Origin of the sequence: Pseudomonas sp. FSL R10-1350 (assembly GCF_009600525.1) — a bacterium.
Lineage (GTDB): Bacteria > Pseudomonadota > Gammaproteobacteria > Pseudomonadales > Pseudomonadaceae > Aquipseudomonas > Aquipseudomonas helleri.
This window is the reverse complement of the sequence record NZ_WIVR01000011.1, coordinates 24,853-42,669: the sequence shown is the minus strand read 5'-3', so window position 1 is coordinate 42,669 and position 17,817 is coordinate 24,853. Positions and strand designations below refer to the sequence as shown.

The 17,817-nt window shown below is 57.0% G+C and carries 15 protein-coding genes; 8 read left to right on the top strand and 7 right to left on the bottom strand.

Annotation, left to right across the window (positions count from 1 at the left end; genetic code table 11):
- Positions 1 to 107 precede the first annotated feature (107 nt).
- Complete coding sequence (locus GHO25_RS07895; RefSeq protein WP_048373129.1) at positions 108 to 386, top strand: PepSY domain-containing protein; 279 nt, start codon at positions 108 to 110, stop codon at positions 384 to 386.
- A gap of 75 nt (positions 387 to 461) precedes the next feature.
- On the opposite strand, the gene GHO25_RS07890 is transcribed toward GHO25_RS07895, so the two are convergent.
- On the bottom strand, positions 462 to 1,016 hold the full coding sequence (locus GHO25_RS07890) for a GNAT family N-acetyltransferase (RefSeq protein WP_048373130.1): 555 nt from the start codon (positions 1,014 to 1,016) through the stop codon (positions 462 to 464).
- A gap of 341 nt (positions 1,017 to 1,357) precedes the next feature.
- On the opposite strand from GHO25_RS07890, the gene GHO25_RS07885 reads away from it, so the two are divergent.
- Both GHO25_RS07885 and GHO25_RS07880 read left to right on the top strand, forming a co-directional pair.
- Complete coding sequence (locus tag GHO25_RS07885; protein WP_256677179.1) at positions 1,358 to 5,005, top strand: toxin VasX; 3,648 nt, start codon at positions 1,358 to 1,360, stop codon at positions 5,003 to 5,005.
- A gap of 365 nt (positions 5,006 to 5,370) precedes the next feature.
- Positions 5,371 to 6,132, top strand: a complete 762-nt coding sequence (locus tag GHO25_RS07880) for a hypothetical protein (RefSeq protein ID WP_256677178.1) — start codon at positions 5,371 to 5,373, stop codon at positions 6,130 to 6,132.
- 122 nt (positions 6,133 to 6,254) lie between these two features.
- Here the strand turns inward: GHO25_RS07880 and GHO25_RS07875 are convergent, their stop codons facing one another.
- Positions 6,255 to 6,407, bottom strand: coding sequence for a DUF2790 domain-containing protein (locus GHO25_RS07875; RefSeq protein ID WP_178110029.1), 153 nt, complete (start codon positions 6,405 to 6,407; stop codon positions 6,255 to 6,257).
- An 18-nt stretch (positions 6,408 to 6,425) separates the two neighbouring features.
- Here GHO25_RS07875 and GHO25_RS07870 point away from each other — a divergent pair, with 18 nt between their 5' ends.
- Both GHO25_RS07870 and GHO25_RS07865 read left to right on the top strand, forming a co-directional pair.
- A complete protein-coding gene (locus GHO25_RS07870; protein ID WP_153390490.1) occupies positions 6,426 to 6,794 on the top strand; it encodes a hypothetical protein in 369 nt (122 codons plus the stop codon).
- Positions 6,795 to 7,180: 386 nt separating this feature from the next.
- A complete protein-coding gene (locus tag GHO25_RS07865) occupies positions 7,181 to 7,939 on the top strand; it encodes a hypothetical protein (RefSeq protein WP_256677177.1) in 759 nt (252 codons plus the stop codon).
- A 20-nt stretch (positions 7,940 to 7,959) separates the two neighbouring features.
- Here GHO25_RS07865 and GHO25_RS07860 read toward each other — a convergent pair whose 3' ends face one another.
- Positions 7,960 to 8,217, bottom strand: a complete 258-nt coding sequence (locus GHO25_RS07860; RefSeq protein WP_153333633.1) for a DUF2790 domain-containing protein — start codon at positions 8,215 to 8,217, stop codon at positions 7,960 to 7,962.
- Positions 8,218 to 8,584: 367 nt separating this feature from the next.
- Here GHO25_RS07860 and zapE point away from each other — a divergent pair, with 367 nt between their 5' ends.
- Positions 8,585 to 9,703, top strand: coding sequence for a cell division protein ZapE (gene zapE, locus GHO25_RS07855; protein ID WP_153390488.1), 1,119 nt, complete (start codon positions 8,585 to 8,587; stop codon positions 9,701 to 9,703).
- 44 nt (positions 9,704 to 9,747) lie between these two features.
- Here zapE and dkgB read toward each other — a convergent pair whose 3' ends face one another.
- Complete coding sequence (dkgB, locus tag GHO25_RS07850) at positions 9,748 to 10,551, bottom strand: 2,5-didehydrogluconate reductase DkgB (protein WP_153390487.1); 804 nt, start codon at positions 10,549 to 10,551, stop codon at positions 9,748 to 9,750.
- A gap of 191 nt (positions 10,552 to 10,742) precedes the next feature.
- Here dkgB and GHO25_RS07845 point away from each other — a divergent pair, with 191 nt between their 5' ends.
- The gene (locus GHO25_RS07845; protein ID WP_153390485.1) at positions 10,743 to 12,362 is read left to right on the top strand and encodes a PvdJ/PvdD/PvdP-like protein; all 1,620 of its coding nucleotides are present in this window, start codon (positions 10,743 to 10,745) and stop codon (positions 12,360 to 12,362) included.
- A gap of 62 nt (positions 12,363 to 12,424) precedes the next feature.
- Here GHO25_RS07845 and GHO25_RS07840 read toward each other — a convergent pair whose 3' ends face one another.
- Genes GHO25_RS07840 through GHO25_RS07830 form a run of 3 tightly spaced genes read right to left on the bottom strand, consistent with a single transcriptional unit; the run spans position 12,425 to position 16,970 of the window.
- A complete protein-coding gene (locus GHO25_RS07840) occupies positions 12,425 to 13,819 on the bottom strand; it encodes an efflux transporter outer membrane subunit (protein WP_153390483.1) in 1,395 nt (464 codons plus the stop codon).
- A 7-nt stretch (positions 13,820 to 13,826) separates the two neighbouring features.
- On the bottom strand, positions 13,827 to 15,797 hold the full coding sequence (locus GHO25_RS07835) for a MacB family efflux pump subunit (RefSeq protein ID WP_153390481.1): 1,971 nt from the start codon (positions 15,795 to 15,797) through the stop codon (positions 13,827 to 13,829).
- Positions 15,798 to 16,970: an efflux RND transporter periplasmic adaptor subunit gene (locus GHO25_RS07830; protein WP_153390479.1), complete on the bottom strand. Its 1,173-nt coding sequence runs from the start codon at positions 16,968 to 16,970 to the stop codon at positions 15,798 to 15,800.
- Positions 16,971 to 17,279: 309 nt separating this feature from the next.
- Here GHO25_RS07830 and GHO25_RS07825 point away from each other — a divergent pair, with 309 nt between their 5' ends.
- The gene (locus GHO25_RS07825; protein ID WP_048373154.1) at positions 17,280 to 17,759 is read left to right on the top strand and encodes a sigma-70 family RNA polymerase sigma factor; all 480 of its coding nucleotides are present in this window, start codon (positions 17,280 to 17,282) and stop codon (positions 17,757 to 17,759) included.
- The last annotated feature ends 58 nt before the right edge of the window (positions 17,760 to 17,817 follow it).

The following is a 17,817-nucleotide window of genomic DNA, read 5'->3' as shown; positions in this document are numbered from 1 at the left end:
AGCCATGTCAAAAGGATGTCATTTATTGCGATGCCAGGTTTTTTCTCTGCTACGGTTACTTCGGCATCTTAGTACCAGACGCAACATCAATTAATGGAGTTAAGAACATGTTGAAGAAAACTTTTGCTGCTGTGCTCACCACTGCTGTTTTGCTGGGCTCCAGCGTTGCGATGGCGCAGCCGAATCTGGATCCGAACTGGGCGTTCTCCAAAGAGCTCGTTGAAGTGCTGAAGAACAAAAACGGTTACACCGTGATCAAGAAAATTGAAGCGGAAAACCCTGCCAATGGCCTCTGGAAAGCTGAAGGCATCAAAGCGGCTGATGGTGTTCAGTACGAAATCATTTTCGACTCGACAGGCAAAGTGATCTCCGAGAAGAAAGACTGATTCTCGCCGATTTCAGTCCAGGCACTCACTGAGTGTTTGCAGCCCGATCCTGCCTGTGCGGATCGGGCTTTGTTTTTAGCGCCTGGCTCTGTGTGCGAGCCATTGTTCGCGAGTAATTTCCCATAAGTCGCACGCAAATTTGCCACCGACAAAGCTGCTTTCCTGAGTGCTCACCAGACGCATTGCGCCACGCTCCGAGATACGCCGAGATCCCGCGTTAGGGGCCGCCTTAGGCACGCGCATCACTTCGCGGCCCAGCGTCTCAAACCAGTAAGCGTCCACCACAGTGCAGGCTTCGCTCATCAGTCCTTGACCTTGCCAGGGCGGTGACAGCCAGAATCCCCGGTGGTTATCGACGTGATCCATCAAGCTGATACTGCCAATGACCTCTTCTGGCCGGGTGCGCAAACGCAGTGTCCAGTGCCATTCTTCGCCGCGGGCCATGGCCGGCAGAGCGACGTCACGCAGGTAACTGAGGGCGCCGTCATCCGGGTACGGCCACGGCACGACATCGTTCAGGTAACACACCACTTCCCAATGCGGGAAGCGTTGCTGGATGGCATCAGCATCCGCCAGGCTCAAGGGCTGCAGGATCAACCGCTGGGTTTGCAAGGTGGGCGGCGCGTCCATGTGAATGGCTCCTTGCCATTAATTTGCATCGAGATTAACTCTGAATACACATCTGCGCTTTACGAGTGCGCAAAAACTTGCGCAGTTAAACGCTGTTTTTACATGGATTAACGTGCTGTAAGCCCCGTGAATAAAGGGCTGTAGCGAACTGCGCAACTTCTTGCGCAGTACTGAGCAGCTTTTTGCGCACTTTTAACCTGTTTGTGCCAGTTTCGGTGGTGGTTTTGGCCGTTAGTTAGCGCCAAACGTTTGTTTTATATGGAGTGTTTTGTTTCTGGCACGGTGCTTGATATCTCGTATGGATCTAGTAGGCGAGCGTTGCGTTCGCCGGAGGCTCCAAGATGTCAAAGCCCTTCTGGCCCAAAAACCCCAATAACGTCAACCTCTCCCGCGATGATGCGCGAAACAGTATGGGCACCTGCCCGCTGATGAAAACCACCGTGCAGTTGATCCCGCTGCGCTACGCCATCGTCGACAATCCGGGACTCGATCCCGCGAGCGAGGTTGCCATGCCCTACAGCCTCGACGCCCGGCCGCTGGGTATCCGGCTGTTGCGCGATGGCTGGTTGTACGTGATTGAGGGCAGCAGTGGCACCTTGTCCGAGTACCGTATTGAAGACGGTCTGGTCAGCGCCATGCTGTGGCAAGGTCGTGAGGTATTCGAAGACGACCGTGAAGCACCGATCCATGAACCGAGGCTGATTTACGCCAAAACCAGCACGCTGTACGTCACTTATTCTGAAGTTCCGTGGACCGCGAAAAAGTGCCAGCAGGTGCTGAGTTCAACGTCCGAGCGTAATCACTTCATGCAAGCGGTCGACTTGAGCAAGGCCAAGTGCGACACCGGCGGGCCCCACCTGCTGACCCCGGACATGACCGAGCATTGGCTGGCCGAAGTCGCCACCGAACGAATCGAGGCAGAACAACAGAACCCTGCCACCACGCTGGCCGAGCACACCAGCAGTACCCAACAACGGCTGGACGCGGAACTGCCCGAGCACGAGCGTTTGCCCTACCTGTGGGAAACCCCCGCGCGTTTCTCCCAAACCTCCATGAACCGCCTCACTGGCTGCATTCATCCACAGTACCGGCACGACACGCTGTATCTGGTGCTGGAAGACACCTTGGGGGTGATGCGCGACCTGGCCAATTATCAGGACCACGTGGTTGGCTGGATCGACGACTGGAGCAATGGCGGGGCGAAACCGGGCCACAACGAACGCGACTATGTACTGGCGTGCTACATCGAATCCCTCAGCCAGCTCAATGCGCGGGATGTCAAAACGCTGATCGGTGAGAGTACGGACCCTGCGCACAAAGCACTGCTGGATGATTTGCTGTGCATGGCTCAGCCGCAGTACGGTGTGACAGATGCCGCGATTATTGAGTACCTCGAAAGAGGTGGCTTGATGACGCCGCCCGCGGGCAGCCCGGTGCCGGCGGAGCTGGAGGTGTTGCGTCAACGGGCGCAGGCGCTGGCCGAGAACATTGACTATTCACGTGGCATGAGCAACAGCGCTGATGCGCTGAATGTACTTGAAGACGTTGATCGTCGTTTCTTCACTCGTGAACACTTTCGCGTAGCGCCACCGGCATTTGTCGATGAACACTTCGAAGCGTTGATTGCTCTGGGTAAGCAACAGAGCCAGCAGATCACTGGAGTTTTGTATGGGACCAAGCTGGGCCAACGCGGCGTCAATGAACTGATCGACCGCGAAGCAATGGACCGAGAATTACTCGCCCATCGAGCCGGGCTGGCGCGCTGGAACCACCTGCTCGATGCCATCACTGCCGACCGGGTCAAACTGACGTGTTCGGGCGCGTTTCATAAAGCGGGCTGGTACTTCGACCCGATGGACATCGGCCACGCCGGGCACGCGTTTGCCACTGAATATGCCTGCCTCAAAGACATTTGCCGCAGCGACGACGCTTGTGAACAACTGCTGGCGTACAGCGAGCGCAACCCCCAATTCAGCCGCCCGCTGTATTACACCTTGCCCTACAGCGACCAAACCACGCTGTGGGTGCACTACGCATTTTTGCTGGCCGCGGGCATGGTCCTGTTCAACAACAGCCCTGAACTCCTGGCCCGCCTGCGCAGCATTGAACAGAGCCGTTTACCGGCACTGGACGATCTCCCCGACAGCACCCGCTCAGTGGCCAATGCCGCCCTCAACACCCTGACCCCGGCGCTTAATCGCGGGTTGGAAAACGTGCTGGTCAACTTTGACGAGTTCTTCAAAAACAACGCCATGCCCGACGTTGAAGAACTGCTGCGCAAACTGCCCGTGGCCCTGAAGTCGCGGATAGTGCAGGCCGCCAAAACCGAAGGCGTGACGTTCCATTTTGCGACACCGCAAGAACAGGCCGCGTTACGCGAAACGCTGAGTGAAACCTTCAAGCTGCGCCAGGAAATAGCCCTGCTTAAAAAGAAGCGGGCCCAATCCAATCGTCAACACGGGCACAAATCGCAGACCTCTCGGGAACTGCTGGAGAAAATCCAGTACGACAGCCAACGGCTGGATCTGGAGCAAAGACGGCTGGCAGCCAGCCTGAGCCCCATCCCGGAGTTGCCGGATGAACATGCGCGGATTTTCGGTTCGACGCAGGGCAAAGCAGGGCTGATGGTGATCTTCCCGAATGAAGGCAAACGGCAAGTGGCCGGGTTGATGGATAACTTTCGTAAAGGTGTCCATCGCGCGCCGGTAATGAACGTGCTGGGGGATGGCGCGGCGTTGTTGCTGTTTGTGGCGCAGGCGGTGAATTTGGTTCAGGTGTTTAGAGAGGTTAGGGCTAAGGGCATAGATAATCAGGATTGGGGGGCTTTCAAGAGTGCGCTTGCTGCCACTGGAGCAGTTGGGTTTGCTGCTGCTCAAGGCGTGTTCGATACGGCGCTAAGTGCTCAGGCTAAAAATCTAGGGGAAGGCTTAGTTCGAACTTCACTCAGCCGACTGCAAGTCACGATTGGCAATTTGCATGTTGGATTAGGTTTTTTAACTTACGCATTCGGGTTTGCAGCAGCAGTTTTTAGTTTGAATACATACCGTGACAACTGGGTGCAAGCAGTACGTAGCGGCAATCGCGGAGCCCAAAATGGTGCTTTGATCACAATGGGCGCATCGGGAGGTTTGGCCGCCACTAATGCTTATGGTTTTGGTCATACCGCAAAAGCCGGTTATCAAGTACTGATGGCAGCCAAAGGTGAGGCCCGTAAGACGGCGTGGAAGGTTGCTGGCGCTCGCCTTGGCAGCGTCTTTTTCCGTTCCAGTTGGGCCGGTGGGTTTTTCACGATACTGGAGCTGGCCGGCACCTGGCTTTACAACCGCTACAACACCAGTGGCCATGATCAGTGGCTGCAAAGTACCCCGTGGGGGCTGGATGTTGATAAACGTAAAGATCTCAACCTTCATGAGTTCCAGCATTACTTGACGTTGCAGCAGCAGGCGCCCTTTGTAGAGGTCAAACGTTCAGATGATGAATCGTTTTGGCAAAGCATGTTGTGTGGCACTAAGCCGGGCGAGATTTTCGTGATACTGCCGGGTGTGACCCTGGCCGATTATCAAGACAGGCTGGATGGACGGGCCAGTCATGGCCTTAAGATCGGCGCACAGCGAATTACAACGTTTCTTCGGGGGGATCGAGGTATTCCCGTTGAGCAGCGCGAGGTTGTAACCGAGCAGGTGCAGGCAGGGTTATATCGTATGGTGAGCAAGCCCGAAAAAGAGCAGAGCGGACCAGCCCCCTTATTGATCAAACTGACTTATCCACGCAATTCTGAACGCACTATCGGCAATATTTCTGAGGAGTTATTGATTGAGCTTGAGCTCCAATCTTTAGATGACGAGGGGCAATTGGTTCGGTGTAATTACCGTATTCGCTTTAATCCTCTTGAAGGCGGGCGCTTTCTCTCGGCGAAGCAACATTTCGATTCGAACGTAGGAATGCCTTTGTTGGGGATTGATGTCATGGCAATGGAGCCTTTGCAATGACTTCTTCCATATTGACAGCACCTCAACAATCAGTTGAAGAACCCCCCAAAAAAGCGGGTGACATAGAGTTTTGTCTTGCTGGGCGACAAACCTATTTGGCCCCTTTGCCGCTGCCCACAGCTGCAGAACCTTGCTGTCCGTATATCAGCGATTACAACGATATTTACTTGGACTTTGGAGGAGGTGAGCCAAATGTATTCTCATATCAGATTAATTTAGGAGGCCCTTTTACGTTTGCCTGTTTAATGTCTCTGGGAGGTTCACTATTAATCTGGCTAATGGGATTGGCTCTAGGGGACAGTGCTGCAACAAGTTGGGTTTTTTCGATAAGCTACTTCCTCTCTGCCTGGAAATTTTCAGCATGTATGTGGCTAGTAACCTCAGCTGTCTGCTTCGCCATCTGGCTCCACCACCACAAACTCTTCACCAAAGTCATCCCCACCCGCTTCAATCGCCAGCGCCGCGAAGTCTGCTTTATGCCCGACGGCGCCACAGAACCCTTGTTCGTCCCTTGGGAATCCCTGTCTGCCTGGGTGGTTCAAGGCCAAAGCGCGACTCAATACGGCATCACCCGCCATTACGGGATGGGCATGGGCTTTATGCATGAAGGTGAGCTGGTCAGCGTCGAATTCCAGTGCGGCGCTCTGCAACTTGCGATTGCCAATTGGGAGGCCGTGCGCGGCTATATGGAGTACGAACTCAACGACCTGCACGCCATCCAGGATCCGCTGGAACTTCAGGCTCCCGGCGACCCGCCCCATGAAGGTCTGCACACGTTTCGCAATGCTCGCGCCAGTTTGCATCGGCGTATCCGCGAGAAAGAAGTGGGGTGGGTCTACGGCTTTTTTTGGTACGTCTACCACGTCATGACGTTATGGACCTTGCCCAACCATTTGGTTGAGTGGGAGATAAAACGCATCGCCAAGGTCGGCCGCAAAGCGCTGCCCGAGGCGATGCGTGAATGGTCCGAGCCGTTGCCGCCCGAGCAATGGGCCAAGCCCAGCGCCGAGTTGCTCCGATTGAGCGCCAAGGTCAAGGCGTTGATCAAACGATCACCGCGCAAGCCTATTACTGAGGTGTTTGCTGAGGCGTATCGCAGCGAGCCCAACTCGCGGCAGCGTGGTTAAGCGGCTATGACGACTCAAATCACTGGGCTGCAACCTGTTCAAACAGAGCCCCCGGTATGCGGCAATGCTGTTCACTTATGCAATTTCTGCCTCTGTGGGAGCGGGCTTGCTCGCGATGGTCATTAACGATGATGCGTATTTGCCGAGTAAATGAGGCGCTCTTGAGAGCATCGCGAGCAAGCCCGCTCCCACACTTGATAGTCTTCATAAGTCATTTTTGCCGGAATTACTTCACCTACATAGGTCACAGGCGACACGTTAATGACTTTAGTGATGTCTAGGTAGACAGCCCCATGGGAGTAAGTGCAATCAAATGTTTATTTGAGGGGGGGCGAGCTTTTGCCGTGGAGCAGGTGCAGGCAGGGTTGTATCGAATGGTGAGCAAGCCCGAAAAAGAACAGAGCGGGTCAGCACCCTTATTGATCAAGCTGACTTATCCACGCAATCCTGAACGCACTATCGGCAATATTTCCGAGGAGTTATTGATTGAGCTTGAGCTCCAGTCGTTAGATGACGAGGGGCAGTTGGTCCGGCGTAATTACCGTATTCGCTTCAATCCTCTTGAAGGTGGACGCTTTCTCTCGGCGAAGCAGCATTTCGAATCGAGCGTAGAAATGCCTTTGTTGGGGGTTGATGTCATGGCAATGGAGCCTTTGCAATGACCTCCTCCATATCGACATCACCTCAACAATCAAATGAAGCCCCACAAAAAAAAGCGGGTGACATAGAGTTATGTCTTGTTGGGCGACAAACCTATTTGGCCCCTTTACCACTGCCGACAGCGGCAGAACCTTGCTGCCCCTATATCAGTGATTACAACGATATTTATTTGGACTTTGGTGGGGGTGAGCCGAATGTTTTCTCGTACCAAGTAAATTTGGGTGGGCCATTTAGCTGTGCATGCTTAGTCTCTTTTGTATTTCCACTTTCAACAGGATTATTAGCGGCGTCTTTAGGATTGGGTAGTGAGGATATTTTAGATTCGATTCAAGGAACCTTTGCAGTGTTCTGGAAGTGGGGCCTCTTCGGAGGAGGATTCTTTTTAGTCATGGCTTTTTGCATCTGGCTCCACCACCACAAACTCTTCACCAAAGTCATTCCCACCCGCTTTAACCGCCAGCGCCGCGAAGTCTGTTTTATGCCTGACGGCGCCACACAACCCTTGTTCGTCCCTTGGGAATCCTTGTCTGCCTGGGTGGTTCAAGGTCAAAGCGCGACGCAATACGGCGTGACCCGCCACTACGGGATGGGCATGGGCTTTATGCATGAGGGCGAGTTGGTCAGCGTCGAGTTCCAGTGTGGTGGCCTGCAACTGGCGATTGCCAATTGGGAGGCCGTGCGCGGCTATATGGAGTACGAACTCAACGACCTGCACGCCATCCAGGATCCGCTGGAACTTCAGGCTCCCGGCGACCCGCCCCATGAAGGTCTGCACACGTTTCGCAATGCTCGCGCCAGTTTGCATCGGCGTATCCGCGAGAAAGAAGTGGGGTGGGTCTACGGCTTTTTTTGGTACGTCTACCACGTCATGACGTTATGGACCTTGCCCAACCATTTGGTTGAGTGGGAGATAAAACGCATCGCCAAGGTCGGCCGCAAAGCGCTGCCCGAGGCGATGCGTGAATGGTCCGAGCCGTTGCCGCCCGAGCAATGGGCCAAGCCCAGCGCCGAGTTGCTCCGATTGAGCGCCAAGGTCAAGGCGTTGATCAAACGCTCCCCACGCAAGTTGATTATCGAGGTGTTTGCTGAGGCGTATCGCAGTGAGCCCACCCATAAAAAAGCCCCCGTCAAGCGGGGGCTGATATGAGGCTGAGGTTGCTGCGGGTGTTAGCCGTTGGTGCAACCGTTACCCATCACGCGGTATTCGATGATGTGACGCTGACCTTGATGGTCTTCGTACGTCATTTTTGCCGGAACTACTCCACACACATCGGCGACAGGCGACACATTAATGACTTTGGCGATGTCCAGGTCGGTGGCGTAGGTGTATTGCTCAACGGCAGGTTGGGGTTGTGCAACTTTAAGGTCGTCGGCCATCGCCAAAGTAGACAGACCCATCAGAGCAAGTGCAATCAAACGTTTCATTTTCAATAAGACCTTAAAACAATCACGACTAACTGACTTCAAGTGCCGGATGGCGGTAGAAGTTGCCAGACCACTGAGTGTGTGTCTGCCACGAAGTACCGTGCCCTGTTTCAATGTTGTTTCTAGGGGGTGGTTCAATCATAAGGTTTTGCCGGGCAGGTTAAAGACCGAATGCTGCCATGCACTTATGCAGGATCGGTAACAATCCTGTAGGAGCGAGCTTGCCTCGCGATCTTTTGATCGTCAAAAAGATCGCGAGGCAAGCTCGCTCCTACGCAGGGTTGGTTCAGCAATTAATCGTTTAAGTGCCTGTCGGACAAAAACCGCTGGCATACTGCCGCGTCTGATTCAGGAGCCAAACCCAACAATGAATGTCGAGTCCCCCCTCAGTGCCTGGCAACGGGCCGTTGAACAGCAAGGTTTTGTCCAGGATCCTGCGCAATGGCAGGCGGTGCAGGTGTTGCAGCGCTGTCACGAGGCTTTGCACTCAGGGGCTCGTTCGGTCAGAGGCGTGTACCTGTGGGGGCCGGTCGGACGAGGTAAAACCTGGCTGATGGATCAGTTTTACCAAAGCTTGCGCGTCCCGGCGCGGCGTCAGCATTTCCATCACTTTATGCAATGGGTGCATCAACGGCTGTTTCAGCTGACCGGCGTCGCCGACCCGCTCAAGATCATCGCCAAGGACTTGGGCAAGGAACTGAAAGTGCTGTGTTTTGACGAGTTGTTCGTCAATGACATTGGTGATGCGATCATTCTCGGGCGGCTGTTTCAAGTGATGTTTGACGAGGGTGTGGTGCTGGTGTGCACCTCGAACTTGCCGCCAGAACAGTTGTACAGCCACGGCCACAATAAAGAGCGTTTTGCCCCCGCGATCACCGCCATTCTCAAGCACATGGACATCGTGTCAGTGGACGGCGCTGAAGACCATCGTCTGCACCCCGGCATTGCGCAACAACGTTATTGGGTGAAAGCAGCGGATCAGTCGAGTGTGATCGGGCAGGTGTTCACGGAACTGACAAAAGGGCAGGAAACTTCGGATGCTCCGATTGCTGTAGGCCATCGCTCAGTGAACGTTGTGCGGGCCGGTGCGGGAGTGTTGTGGTGCAGCTTTCATGAATTGTGTGAGCAGCCGTTGGCGGCCACGGAATTTATGCAGATCTGTGATCAATACACGGTGATTTTGCTCAGCGACGTGCCTTGCCTGAGTGCCGAGCAACGCGAAGGCAAGATCGCCCGTGGTACGGAAGATGGACCGGTGAAGGTCGAGGCGGGTGATCGCGATCTGCCGCAGTTGTCGATCTATGACGACAGCGTGCGGCGATTTATTGCGCTGGTCGACGAATGCTACGACCGCAAAGTACCGCTGTGTATTGAGGCGCAAGTGCCGATGGACCAGTTGTATACCCAGGGCTACCTGGAGTTCGCTTTCCGCCGGACCTTGAGCCGCTTGCAAGAAATGCAATTGCAGCGCTTTGGTGTGCATTGACCCGGTAGCCGCAGCCTGCGGCAGCGGCTACAGGTGTTTAGCGTTTAATCCCACTCAGGCGCCACGCTTTGCGGGTTGGTCAGGCGATGCCCGCGGTCCAGCTTGGCAATCTGCGCCATGTCTTCTGCGGTCAGCTTGACCGATTGTGCCTTGAGGTTGCTCTCAAGGTTGGCGCGCTTGGTTGACGACGGGATTACCGAATAACCCAGTTGCATCGCCCACGCCAGGGTCACTTGTGCCGGGGTGGCGTTGTGGCGTGTGGCAATTTTGACAATCACCGGATCTTTCAGCACTTCGCCGTAGGCCAGGGTCATGTATGAGGTGATATGGATCCCGTGGCTTTGTGCGAACTCCACCACTTTGCGGTTCTGCAAGTACGGATGCAGTTCGATCTGATTGGTGGCGATGTTCTCGGCACCCACCGCGGCAATCGCTTCTTTCATCAGCGCGATGGTGAAGTTGGACACGCCGATGGCCTTGGTCAGACCTTGTTTCTTGGCTTGTAGCAGTGCACCCATAAATTCTGCGACCGGTACTTCATGCTTGGGTGAAGGCCAGTGAATCAGCGTCAGGTCCAGGTGATCGGTGCGCAGTTTTTTCAGGCTCTCTTCGAGGCTTGGAATCAACTTGTCTTTAGTGAAGTTGCTGACCCAGATTTTGCTGGTGATATACAGCTCACCACGCGCAACGCCGCTGCTGGCAATGGCCTGGCCGACGTCGGCTTCGTTCTCATAAATTTGCGCCGTGTCGATTGCCCGGTAGCCCAGTTCAAGGGCGTTGGTAACCGAATCAATAACCACTTGGCCCTTGAGGCGGAAGGTGCCGAGGCCGAATGCTGGGACTGTCATGGATAACTCCTGGGTGGTCGTAAGAATGGGTTGAGTATCTACGGCTTGAGCGGTGGGAAAAACCATAGCCCACGCAAAGCAATCTTGACCGCAAGGCATGAATGAATGATCCCCGTGCGAGTTAAATTTCATCGTTGAGCAAACGTTCTAGCTTGGATAACGCCTGCATTCAGGCTTGGACAGGTAGTGCAATGACGATTTCTCGACGATGGTTTATCGCTGGTTTGGCGATCACCGGCGCAGCAGCGCCTGCGGTGTATTTTGGGCATCGCGAGCTGACCCGGGTCGATGAGCCGATTACGCCCGGTGAAGCAACTGTCGATTTGGCGGACACGGCGGGCCAGCAGATCGCCGATCAATTGCGTGGGTTGTGGACGATCCGTTTCACTGGCCGTGATGCCGGGCTGGACGGTTTGCCTGCGGATGACCTTGAAGTGTGGCTGGATATTGCGCCGCGTGGGCGTGGGGTGCGCGGTTATCTGGACACAGCACAGGTGCTGCACAGTGAGCAAACGCCGCGCTATCGCATTTTGGCTGATCTGGTTGAGCCGGACCCCAAGCACATGTACTGGCGCCTGACCCGCAGCGCCGCCGCCAACGGTCAGCCAGATTACGAGTTCAGTTTCAGTCTTGATGAGGTCTGGGGCATGTTCGGCAACGCTGGCAGTGGCACCCTGAGTGGCCGTGTGCAGCGTCTGGACCGAGCACTGGCGTTGCCCGAGCAAGACAACCGTTTTGTCGCGCTCAAGCGCACCTTTCCCGAGGCCCGGCAACGTATCCCGCTCAACCCCACATTGCTGGACTGGCTGGTATCGCCTGAGCACCGCTTGTTCCACCAGCTGTGGCATGCCTCGCGTGATACTTGGCATGAGCTGTCCGAGGACAAGCGCAATGCGCTGCGCGGTATTGGCTGGCAGCCCGGTCAGCGTGACAGGGAGCGCGATGCGCGTGGCCCTCGTAAAGACCGTAACGGGTCGGGCGTCGACTTTTTTTTCATGCACCGGCACATGCTGATGGCTGCACGCTCGATGCAGGACTTGCCGTCGTGGCCTTCGTTCCCGATGCCGCAGCCCGAGCTTGAACGCGACCGGGCCGGATTTGCCCGTTATTTCGACAACCATGATGGCAGCGCCTTGCCGCCGACCTGGCTGGCAGAAGGCGATGACACCTACACCCAATGGCTGAGTGACATCAAACAGGCCGAGACGTATCACAGCAACTTCGAAGTCTGGGAGTCACGCTATAGGGACCCGCGCTATCTGTCGACGCTGACCTTGGGTCAATTCGGCTCTGAGGTAGAGCTGGGCCTGCATGACTGGTTGCACATGCGCTGGGCGTCGGTGCCACGTGACCCGTCCAATGGCGCGCCAGTACCCTTGGCGCGGGATCCGGCAGACTTCGCGGCACGTTGGTACGTGGCGGAAAACGATTTTCTGGGCGACCCGTTTTCGTCTCATATCAACCCGGTGTTTTGGCGGTTTCATGGCTGGATCGATGATCGTCTGGAGGACTGGTTTCGTGCCCACGAACGGTTTCATCCCGGCGAGTTGACGCGTCTGGAGGTCAACGGTGTGCCGTGGTTTGCGCCGGGGCGCTGGGTGGAAGTTGATGACCCGTGGTTAGGCCCGGACACCCACGGTTGCAGCACCACACCGGGGTTGAGTGTGGGCAAAAGCGTCGAGATGGACCCGGAAACCATGAAGCTCGCGCTGCGCATTACCTTTGGCGATGAGAAGAAAATTGACGACTTGCTGCGCCGGGTACCGCGTCGGCCGTGGTATGCGCGGCATTTGGTGGTTAAACCCGTGTGAGCCCCAGGGAAGATCAAAAGATCGCGAGGCAAGCTCGCTCCTACATCGCGATCTTTTGGTTGTTATTGCACCTGCCAGCCCCCGCCCAACGCTTTGTATAACGCGATGCTGGCTTGCAAGCGAGCCATGCGCAGTTGCACGTGCTGGTCTTGTGCCTGATACAGCGTGCGTTGGGTTTCGAGTACCGTCAGCATGACTTCGGCGCCGGCTTTGTAGCGGCTTTGGGCAATGTCGAAGGCCTGTTGCGCCTGTTGCAGTTCTTCGTCTTGCCATTGCCGTTGCTGGTCCAGGCCGCTGGCGCTGTTGAGGGCTTTTTCAACGTCGGCAAAGGCGCTGATGATGCTCCCGCGATAGGTTTGCAACAGCTCCTGCTGACGCGCCACAGTTTTGTCGCGTTCTGCGCTGAGGCGCCCGTTGTTGAAGATCGGTGCGGCCAACCCGGCCGTCAGGTTGTAGAAAGGGCTGCGCAACATGTCGCCAAAGCGGTCCGCGCCTGAGCCCAATGTCGCGCTCAAGGTCAGGCTGGGCAGCATGGCCGCACGCGCGACGGTGATATCGGCTGAGGCCGCGGCCAGTTTGGCCTCGGCGCTGGCAATGTCGGGGCGTCGGCTCAGCAGTGCACTGGGCAGTCCGCTGCCGATGTCTGGCCACTGCAATTGGGCAAATGCTGTGTCGCCCAAGGTGAGGCGTTGCACGGGTTCGCCCAACAAGACCGCGAGGGTAATACGGGCTTCCTGAGCTTGCTGGGCCATCAGTGGCAATTGCCGTTGTTGAGCAGCTACCAGGCTTTTTTGCTGAGCCAGCTCGAGGGCCGTGGCAGAGCCTGCGTCATAGCGGGTCTGAACCACGTGCAAGACGCTTTGGGCGTTGGTCAGGTTGAGCCGCGCAATGCGCAGTTGCTCGTCAAAGGCCAGGGTTTGCACGTAGCTGGTGGCGACACCGCTGAGCAAGGTCAACTCGACGGTGGCCTGGTCAAACTCGCTGGCATTGAGCGTGTGCAGAGCGCTGTCACGGGCTGCGGCTTTGCCGCCCCAAAAGTCCACTTCGTAGCTGGCCGTCAGGTTGGCGTCAAAGGAGTCCACTGCCTTGTTGTTGTCGGTGGCGTCCAATTGGCTGTAACCCTTGCCGCGCAGCAGTTTTTCACGGTTGGCGCTGCTGGCGAACTTCACTTCGGGTAGCAGCGGGGCGCCAGCAATAACGGCTGTGGCGCGGGCTTGCTGGACGCGGGCAATGGCTGCGGCCAGGTCGTAACTGCCGACCCGTGCTTGAGCGATTAGACGGTCCAGGGCCGGGCTATGAAAATGACTCCACCATTGCTGGCTGCTCAGTTGGCTGGCCTGCGTGTGGGACGATTGCCAGGCCGGGGGCGGTTGCACCGGGTGCGCGTCGCGCGGCGGGGTTTGGCTGCACGCGCCCAGCAACAGGCACGTGGTCAACAGACTCAAAGACGGCTTCATCAATCGATCATTCACTGGTAAGGGCCGTGACCGGGTCAAGCCGGGCAGCTTTGCGGGCGGGCATAAAACCGAAAATAACGCCGGTCACCAGCGCACAGGCAAACGCGCCGAAGACCGCAACCATTGAAAATGCCACGGCCACATCACACAGCAGCAAAACCCCGCCGATGATAAAGGCCAGGGTGATGCCCGCCAGGCCGCCGACCACCGACAGCATCAGGGCTTCGGTCAGGAACTGGCGCAGAATGTCACGCTGGCGGGCACCGGTGGCCATGCGAATGCCAATCTCACGGGTGCGCTCACGCACGGTCATCAGCATGATGTTCATCACCCCGATGCCGCCGACCAACAGAGAAATGGCGGCAATTGAGCCGAGCATCAACGACAGCGTGTTGCGGGTTTTGGCTTCGGCCTGGATCATCGCGGCGTTGTTGGTGATCTCGAAATCACGCTTGCCGTGGTGGAGCTTGAGCATCAATTGTTCGATGGATTTTTCGGTCTGTTTGACCTTGCTCGCATCGGCGGCAGCAATCACCACGTATTCCGGATTGTGCGTACCGAACAAACGCACGCTGGCGGCGGAGTAGGGCACCACGATGCGCGAGTCACTGTCTGAGTCTGCTGAGCTGGCGCCTTTTTCAGCGAGGACTCCGACCACGCGAAACGGCACGTTCTCCAGCAGGATGTATTGCCCGATGGGGTTGGGCACGTCCTTGAGGACCTTGTCGCGGACCTTTTTACCGATCACTGCCACGGCGGCTGCGGCGTCTTCATCGGCCTGGCTGAAGAAGCTGCCTTGCACCACCGGCCAGTTGAAAATGGCCGGGAAGTCGATGCCGTTGCCGCCGGTGTACATCGTGTGGTCGACGTTGCCATAGCGCACGCCGATCTCGGCGCCGTTGATGGGCATGATCATCTTTACTTGAGGCAAGGTCGACAGCGCGGCCACGTCATTGAGCGTGACAATTCCCAGCGGCGCCCGGGGGCGGGGTGACATGCCGCTGAGGTAGATGATGTTGGAGCCAAACGCACCCATTTCGGCCATGACCTGGCGTTTGCTGCCTTCGCCGACAGCCAGCATCACCACCACCGATGCCACGCCGATGACGATGCCGAGCAAGGTCAGGGCGGTGCGAAAACGGTTGATCCACATGACTCGCCAGGCCGCGTGAAGGGCGTCGACCAATTCGCCTTTCCAGGCGCCGCGGGCTTCACTGCCTTCATTCAGGCGCTGGCGCAAGTCAATCGCTTGCAGTGCTTTGGGGTTTTCGCTGGCCGCTGCTGCGGTGCCATTGGCGCAGTCGCTGATGATCTCGCCGTCGCGCACTTCAATGATCCGGTTGGCCCGCGCTGCGACTTCGCGGTCGTGGGTAATCAGGATCACCACATGGCCCTGGCTGGCCAGCTCATCGAGCAGCGCCATGACTTCTGCGCCGCTGTGGCTGTCGAGCGCACCGGTGGGTTCGTCGGCCAGGATGATGTGCCCGCCGTTCATCAACGCGCGGGCAATCGATACGCGTTGTTGCTGACCGCCCGACAGTTGATGCGGACGGTTGCCGGTGCGTGTGCCAAGGCCCAGGCGGTCGAGCAGGGCGGCGGCGCGGGCATGCCGCTCGGCCGCTGGAGTGCCGGCGTAAATGGCGGGCATTTCGACGTTTTCCTGGGCCGAGGCCGAGGGGATCAAATGGTAGCCCTGAAAGACAAAGCCGAACGCCTCGCGGCGCAGCCAGGCGAGCTCATCGCTGGCGAGGTGGGCAACGTCTTCGCCGGCAAACAGGTAGCGCCCTGAGGTGGGCCGGTCGAGGCAGCCAAGGATGTTCATCAAGGTGGATTTGCCCGAGCCCGACGCGCCGACAATGGCGACGAATTCACCAGCTTGAATCGACAGGCTGACGCCTTTGAGCACGTGAACTTCGGGCGTGTCGATACCGCCGTAGACCTTGCGGATGTCTTGCAGCTCGATCAGGGGAGTGCGCATTTAGCCTCCGTTGCCGGTGGCCGGGCCGATCAGCAAGTGATCGCCCTCGTTTAGCCCTTCGAGCACTTGCACGCGCAGGCGATCACTGATGCCGGTACGAATGTCGCGGTGTTCGATCTTGCCGTTTTTGCTCACCACGTTTGCGCTTTGCCGATTGCCCTCGGTGCTGCCTTGAAGCGCGACAATCGGGGCCAGCAACACGTCTTTGGCTTGATCAGCAACGAAGAACACTTGCGTGGTCATTTCTGCCATCAACGCCTGGTCGCTGTTGTCGACATCCAGCAGCACGGTGTACAGCACCACTCGCGCGCTGCCGCTTTTGCCCGAACTGGCCGGGCTGCCGCCGCCCTGGCTGACTTCATTCAGCGGTTTGGGCGGGACCGGCAGAATCTGCCGCACGGTGCTGTTCCAGCGCCGATTACCGCCACTCAAGGTGGTGAAGTAAGCCGGCATGCCCGCTTTGACGTGGCCGATATCGGCCTCAGAGACTTCGGCCCATACGGTCATCGGTGAGAGTTTGGCGATGCGCAGGATCAACGGGGTTTGCTGTTGTGCATTGAGGGTCTGGCCTTCGCGCGCATCAAGGGCGACCACGGTCCCCGCCATGGGCGCGTAGATGCGCGTGTAACCCAGCTCGGCTTCATCGCTGCGCAGGCTGGCCTGGGCTTGGCGGATTTGCGCCTGGAACATGTCAATTCGGGCCTGGGTGGTTCGCACTTCAGCCTGTGCTGACTGAATGTCTTCTTCGCGGGTAGCGCCGCCTTTTGCGAGGTTTTGCTGGCGCTGGTATTTCTGTTTGGCCAGGTCGTGCAAAGCGCGTTGTTCCTGGAGCTGGGCCGTGAGGTTTTCAACGGCATAGCGGCTGGCGTCGAGCTTGGCTTTTTGAGTGGACGGGTCAATTTCGACCAGCAATTGGCCTTCTTTAACCTCGTCACCGACCTCAACGTGAATCGTCCTGATTTGCCCGGAAGCCTGCGCGCCCACGTCTACATATTGTCGGGGTTGCAGTGTGCCCAGCGCCGTCACGCTGCTTTCAATGTCGCCGCGGGTAATGGGCACGGTGTCATAAGCGTCGCGGCCAGTGGTCAAAAAGGGCCATGCCGCCAATGCGACAACCAGCATTAAAAACAGGGCAACAAAGAGCGCACGGCGGGTCTGTCGAGGGCGTTTCATTCAGGGTTCCGGCCAATGGGGATCGGCCCGTCTTCGTTGCACTGGCACAAAAAGCCCGGGGCAATCGCTGTCGAGCAATCGACAAACACGGGGAGCTGTTGAGTAAACGAAGGATTTAGCTAGATATTTAGGCGTTTAATCCTGTGTCTGTGACTAAATATTTCGAGGCTGTTTTTTCAACAGGCCTTAAATCTATATGAGAATTACTATAAATTACGGCCGCAAAAGTGCCATCATCATGCCGCTTACTCATTCGGTCTGTTTCTGCGCTCATGGAATGTTGCCGCGCTGCTGCGGCCGGGAGTCCTGTTGGAAAACTACTATCGCGAACTGGTGAGCTTTTTGAGTGCCAGATTGGGCAACGCTCAAGCGGCAGAAGATGTGGTGCATGACGCTTATGTACGGGTGCTGGAGCGCACCAGCGATGAGCCGATTGAACAGCCACGGGCGTTTTTGTATCGCACCGCGCTTAATCTGGTGATCGACGGTCACCGCCGCAGCGCCTTGCGCCAGTCTGAACCGCTGGAGGTGCTGGACAGCGAAGAGCGTTTTTTCAGCCCGTCGCCACAGCTGCTGATGGACCAGAATCAGCGCCTGCAACAGATCCAGCAGGCGCTCTCGGAATTGCCGGCGGCGTGCCGTGAGAGCTTTTTGCTACGCAAGCTGGAAGGCTTGTCCCACGTTGAGATCGCCGAACGCCTGGGCGTGTCGCGCAGCGTGGTCGAGAAGCACATCGTAAATGCCATGAAGCATTGCCGGATTCGAATTCGGCAGTGGGACAAGTCTTAAATTTTTTTTCCGTGTCCTCGTCCCTACTCAACAGACGACCTGCTGATCTGTCACAGAA

Excerpts from the sequence above, each read along its gene's own strand:
- GHO25_RS07895 (WP_048373129.1), top strand. The coding sequence starts at position 108 with ATGTTGAAGAAAACTTTTGCTGCTGTGCTCACCACTGCTGTTTTGCTG.
- GHO25_RS07890 (WP_048373130.1), bottom strand. The coding sequence starts at position 1,016 with ATGGACGCGCCGCCCACCTTGCAAACCCAGCGGTTGATCCTGCAGCCC.
- GHO25_RS07885 (WP_256677179.1), top strand. The coding sequence starts at position 1,358 with ATGTCAAAGCCCTTCTGGCCCAAAAACCCCAATAACGTCAACCTCTCC.
- GHO25_RS07880 (WP_256677178.1), top strand. The coding sequence starts at position 5,371 with ATGTGGCTAGTAACCTCAGCTGTCTGCTTCGCCATCTGGCTCCACCAC.
- GHO25_RS07870 (WP_153390490.1), top strand. The coding sequence starts at position 6,426 with ATGGGAGTAAGTGCAATCAAATGTTTATTTGAGGGGGGGCGAGCTTTT.
- GHO25_RS07865 (WP_256677177.1), top strand. The coding sequence starts at position 7,181 with ATGGCTTTTTGCATCTGGCTCCACCACCACAAACTCTTCACCAAAGTC.
- GHO25_RS07860 (WP_153333633.1), bottom strand. The coding sequence starts at position 8,217 with ATGAAACGTTTGATTGCACTTGCTCTGATGGGTCTGTCTACTTTGGCG.
- zapE (WP_153390488.1), top strand. The coding sequence starts at position 8,585 with ATGAATGTCGAGTCCCCCCTCAGTGCCTGGCAACGGGCCGTTGAACAG.
- dkgB (WP_153390487.1), bottom strand. The coding sequence starts at position 10,551 with ATGACAGTCCCAGCATTCGGCCTCGGCACCTTCCGCCTCAAGGGCCAA.
- GHO25_RS07845 (WP_153390485.1), top strand. The coding sequence starts at position 10,743 with ATGACGATTTCTCGACGATGGTTTATCGCTGGTTTGGCGATCACCGGC.
- GHO25_RS07840 (WP_153390483.1), bottom strand. The coding sequence starts at position 13,819 with ATGAAGCCGTCTTTGAGTCTGTTGACCACGTGCCTGTTGCTGGGCGCG.
- GHO25_RS07835 (WP_153390481.1), bottom strand. The coding sequence starts at position 15,797 with ATGCGCACTCCCCTGATCGAGCTGCAAGACATCCGCAAGGTCTACGGC.
- GHO25_RS07830 (WP_153390479.1), bottom strand. The coding sequence starts at position 16,970 with ATGAAACGCCCTCGACAGACCCGCCGTGCGCTCTTTGTTGCCCTGTTT.